Raw genomic sequence first — 4,226 nt, 5'->3', positions numbered from 1 at the left:
CACTAACACTGCTACCCTTGACCACGGAGGCTCCTTCGCTAGAACGGTTAGGTTTAAGGCACCACCCATTCTGCCTAGAAGCCTCTCGTCATACCAACCCATCCATCAAAACAACAAACACGGTCGCGATGCGACCGGGGCCGGCGATGGCGCGCGGTCGCGCGATAATGGAACGCATGGTGACGATAACGGTGGGCGCGCCGACGCATCCGGCCAGCGAACGGCTCTACGGCGTCTTCTTCGAGGACATCAACCACGGCGCGGACGGCGGACTGAACGCAAACATGGTCGACAACTACAGTTTCGACGGCGTGTATCTCAAGCACGAGTCACTGCGGCTCAGAGGCGCCGACCGGTGGCGGATCGAGTCGGATCCGCTGCGCGGCTGGCGGTTCGACGGCGTGACCGCGACCAGCTGCGGCACCGAGATCCGCGGGGAGCGCGGACGTCGCGTCGCGACCGACTGTCCGGCGCCGCCGGTCCACCGCAACAGCCGCTACGCGCGCATCGCGATCGGCGGACCGCGCGTCACCGAGGGCGCGGCCCATCCGTCCATCGAGAACTACGGGTATGGCGGCGACCTGCGCCGCGCCGGCCTGTATGCCATGTCCATCGCGCGCGGCCATGCCTACGAGTTCACGGCGTATGTGCGGCCGGTCAGCGGCAAGGTCTCGCTGCGCGTCACCGTCATCGGCGCCGGCGACCGGCCGATCGTCGACGCCGTGCGCTTCGACGTCGACCGGTTCGCCGGCGAGCCGCTGCGCGACGGCTGGGTTCAGGTCAGGTACGCGTTGACCGGCTTGGCGAACGAGTACGGCGCGCTGCACATCGACGTGATCGGCGAGCCGGGGGCGGCATTCGATCTCGACTGCGTGTCGCTCATGGATGCGGACTCGTGGGGTGCGGGCGATCCGAAATGGCGGTACGGCCGGCTGCGGCGTGATCTGGTCGAGTCGATCGCCGCGCTGCGCCCCGCGTTCGTACGCTTCCCGGGCGGCTGTATCGTCGAGGGCGTCACGCCCGGCAACGAATATCGGTGGAAGGATACGGTCGGTGCGCTGCCCGCCCGCCGCCAGCAGGCCAACATGTGGGCATACAAGACGCCGGACGGCGGCATGTACTCGCAAAGCTACCAGATCGGCTTCTACGAGTACTTCTGCCTGTGCGAGGACCTTGGCGCCAAGCCACTGCCGACCCTGTTCGCCGGCATCACCTGCCAGTCGCCCTACCGCGACCCGAAGCACGTCGACACCGATTCCGACTGGTTCCGCGACGTCGTCGTGCAGGATTACCTCGACCTCATCGACTTCGCCAACGGCGATCCCGACGCCAGCCCGTGGGCGGCCGTGCGGCGCGACATGGGCCACCCCGAACCGTTCGGACTCGACATGATCGGCGTGGGCAACGAGAACTTCGGCGCGGACTACGTCGAGAAATTCGACACGATCAGCCGTGCCGTCCACGCCAAGGACCCGCACATGCTGTGCGTGATGAGCGCCGGCCTGTTCCCGTTCCGTTTGCCGATGAGTCGCACATGGAACCACGCGCACCAGGTCGCGGCCGGTCAGGTGCCCGGCGTGGAAGCGGCGGCGAGTGCGGCCGGTCGTAACGGCGATGAGCCGGGCTTCGGATCGCCGTCCATCCTCGTGGACGAACACGCGTATCATTCGCCGGAATGGTTCATCTCGCAGGCCCGCCGCTTCGACGACTACCGGCGCGACGGCACCGGCGTCTACTTCGGCGAATACTCCGCCAACGGCTACTTCGCCGCCCAGCCGCAGGACTACGACCACGCCAGCCAGTGGCGGTCCGCGCTCGCCGAAGCCGCGTTCCTCACCGGCTGCGAACGCAACAGCGACGTCGTCAAGATGACCTCGTACGCGCCGCTGCTCTCGCACGTCACCGCCCACGGCTGGGAGCAGAACCTCATCGAATTCAATCCAGCGCATGTCCAGCCGAGCGTCAACTACGAGGTGGAACGACTGTTCTCCACGAACTACGGTTCGACCGCATACCGATGCGCGCTCGACGCAGACGCGGACGACTTGTTCGTCTCCGCCACCGGCGATGATGCGGACAGTCGGAACGATGCCGATGACAACGATCGCGCAGGCCAACGTGCGCAACGGTTCGTCAAGCTTGTCAACACAGGAGAGCGGCGCATCGGCGTGACCCTGAACGCCGCCGTTCCGGTCCGCGGCGACGATCCGCTGCGGTCCCTGCACGTCGAGACGCTGACCGCTGACCCGCACGAACGCAACACGATCGGCTACCTCGGCGGGGGAAGCGACTGCGTCACGCGAACGATCCGCGATTCGATACTGCCTGCGGACGCCTCCTCCTCGATGCGCGTCGCGCTCACCCTGCCCGCGTACAGCATCACCCTCGTCAGATTGTCCTGACCGTGATCGGATGCGTTCCGGCTATCCGGCGGCCGGAATGCGGAGCGTCGCCCTCTGCCGCGAACCCTCATATGGTCGGAACGATAGGGCAACTGGCCGTAAGGCTGAGCGGTTGTTTCCGTTGCGATCGGTCGGAAAAACAACACGGCGGGACTACGTAATTTGGCCTGATTCCCCGCTAAAATCGCTGAAGTTAACGCACGGTGAACTTCGGAGGAACAATGCGTCGCTGGGCCATCGAGCTGCTGAAAAGCGAAACGATCCTGATCGTCGCCACGATACTCGCGATCATCTCCTGCTTCATCGTTCCGCCCGACGCCGACTACAAGGACTACGTGCACATGAGCACGATCAGCCAGCTGGTCTGCCTCATGCTCGTGGTATGCGGCTTCCAACGCATCGGCGTGTTCCGCATCATCGGCTCGCGGCTGCTGCACCACGTCGGCACCGCGCGCGGCCTGGTGATCACGCTCATCTCGCTCACGTTCTTCTCGGCGATGCTCATCACCAACGACGTGGCGCTCGTCACGTTCATTCCATTCGCGATCTCCGTGCTCATCATGGCCGACATGGAGGAGCACGCCGTGCTCGTCGGCACGCTCATGACCATCGGCGCGAACGTGGGCAGCATGTTGACGCCGATCGGCAACGCGCACAACCTGTACTTAAAAGCGCTCACCGGCATGCCCGCAATGGAGATGATCGGCATCATGGCGCCGTATTCGGCCACCGCCGCGGTGATGCTCGTCATCATCTCGTGCATCGTGTTCGGCAAGAAGCCCGTTTCGGAATTCCGCTCGCTCGACGGCGCCGGCATCGAACAGGGCGTGCTCGCCCCGTCGAGCGAAGGCCACCGGCCCGACGAGATCCGCATCACCGGCTACGGCGCGGGCTACGGCGGCTGGCGCACCATCGTCTACACGCTGCTCTTCGTCGTCTGTCTGCTCGCGGTGAGCGACGTCATCCCGCTGTGGGCCATGTGCGTGATCGTGTTCGCCGCGTTCCTCGTGTGCGACCGCAAGGTGTTCAAGAACGTCGACTGGGGCCTGCCGCTCACGTTCACCATGTTCTTCATCTTCATCGGCAACATGAAGCGTGTGCCGGAATTCTACGAACTGGCCGCGTCCTTGGTGAACATCCGCCCGCTCGAGGTCGCGGTCGGCTCCAGCCAGCTCATCAGCAACGTGCCGACCACGCTACTGCTGTCGGGCTTCACCGAACAGTGGCGTCCGCTCATCATCGGCACGAACCTTGGCGGCATGGGTACGCTCATCGCCTCCATGGCCTCGCTCATCGGCTACAAGAACGTCGTGCGCAAGTATCCGCACCAGAAGGGCCGGTATCTGGCCGTCTACTCGGCCGTCAACGTGCTGTTCCTCATCGTGCTCGTCGGGCTTTCCTGGATCATCGAGCCGTGACGGACGTGCGATGCGGTCCGATTGAGTCGGATCGGCGAGCGGCTTCACCCATGGTCTGCTCGCCCGTACGCGATGTACATAATCAGTAGCAAACCGCGGTGTGTGACGATTGTTGGGGGGGGGTAGAATACAACTACTTCGGAAACACGGGCGTTTCCGATAAGGCGAAGGAGTAGTGCCGCCATGGAAAAGACACCGCAGAAGAAGCGCCGCGAACGCATCGCGCATATCGTCGCCGGCGCGGTCGCCGCGCTGATCGTCATCGGACTGCTGCTGTATTGGCGGATTCTAGTGGTGGTTGCAACACCCGTGTTGCTGGTTAATTTGGTTGTGTGATCGTATCATGCCTCGTTGATCAGGTCGAGGATGGCTTCGGATGGTTTCCTGAATCCGAGGGTCTTCCTCG

Annotated in this window: 3 protein-coding genes; all 3 read left to right on the top strand. The window is 64.2% G+C overall.

Annotation, left to right across the window (positions count from 1 at the left end; genetic code table 11):
• Positions 1 to 176 precede the first annotated feature (176 nt).
• The 3 genes from JS541_RS14475 (at position 177) to JS541_RS14465 (ending at position 4,156) form a co-directional block, all read left to right on the top strand.
• Positions 177 to 2,402, top strand: coding sequence for an alpha-L-arabinofuranosidase C-terminal domain-containing protein (locus JS541_RS14475; RefSeq protein ID WP_214375192.1), 2,226 nt, complete (start codon positions 177 to 179; stop codon positions 2,400 to 2,402).
• 221 nt (positions 2,403 to 2,623) lie between these two features.
• Positions 2,624 to 3,820, top strand: coding sequence for an SLC13 family permease (locus tag JS541_RS14470; RefSeq protein WP_152357191.1), 1,197 nt, complete (start codon positions 2,624 to 2,626; stop codon positions 3,818 to 3,820).
• A 183-nt stretch (positions 3,821 to 4,003) separates the two neighbouring features.
• Positions 4,004 to 4,156, top strand: coding sequence for a hypothetical protein (locus JS541_RS14465; protein ID WP_214375191.1), 153 nt, complete (start codon positions 4,004 to 4,006; stop codon positions 4,154 to 4,156).
• The last annotated feature ends 70 nt before the right edge of the window (positions 4,157 to 4,226 follow it).

The organism is Bifidobacterium sp. SO1 (genome assembly GCF_018555335.1).
GTDB lineage: Bacteria > Actinomycetota > Actinomycetes > Actinomycetales > Bifidobacteriaceae > Bifidobacterium > Bifidobacterium simiiventris.
This window is presented reverse-complemented; position numbering and strand designations above follow the sequence as displayed.

Coding starts and splice junctions, on each gene's coding strand:
- JS541_RS14475 (WP_214375192.1), top strand. CDS start 177: ATGGTGACGATAACGGTGGGCGCGCCGACGCATCCGGCCAGCGAACGG.
- JS541_RS14470 (WP_152357191.1), top strand. CDS start 2,624: ATGCGTCGCTGGGCCATCGAGCTGCTGAAAAGCGAAACGATCCTGATC.
- JS541_RS14465 (WP_214375191.1), top strand. CDS start 4,004: ATGGAAAAGACACCGCAGAAGAAGCGCCGCGAACGCATCGCGCATATC.